Origin of the sequence: Ochrobactrum sp. SFR4 (genome assembly GCF_019730395.1) — a bacterium.
Classification (GTDB): Bacteria; Pseudomonadota; Alphaproteobacteria; order Rhizobiales; family Rhizobiaceae; genus Pseudochrobactrum.
Genome location: NZ_JAAPBB010000244.1, coordinates 1 through 420, shown reverse-complemented (window position 1 = coordinate 420; position 420 = coordinate 1). Strand labels below are relative to the sequence as shown.

At 48.8% G+C, this 420-nt stretch carries 1 pseudogene; it reads right to left on the bottom strand.

Annotation, left to right across the window (positions count from 1 at the left end):
• Positions 1 to 283: pseudogene (locus tag HBA93_RS24630) on the bottom strand (ABC transporter permease); the annotation flags it as partial.
• Positions 284 to 420 lie beyond the last annotated feature (137 nt).

Below are 420 nucleotides of genomic sequence, written 5' to 3'. Positions count from 1 at the left end.
AAACGGAAAAACCAACCGCCGTCACACTCACAGAAAGTGACGTCTGTGCACCCACAACTATACGAGACAACACATCACGGCCAAACTCATCTGTACCAAAAAGATGCGTCAGACCGGGTGCCTGATTCATATTGATTATATTTTGTGCATCATAAGCATAGGGCACAATCAGCGTTGCAAAGATTGCTGACAAAACCAGTAAGATAAGAAACAACGCTGCAATCGCTACCGGAACGGAAACAGGAAGTCGCAAACGCCGTGTATCAGAAACAATCACTGTCATTTTGCTGCCTCCCGTTGTCTTGGATCCATAGCTGCCTGCGCAACATCACCGAGAATAGTCCCAAGAATAACGGCCATTGCCAGCATCAGCAGGCAGCCTTGCACCAGCGGATAGTCCCGCTGATTAAGCGCGCGGAT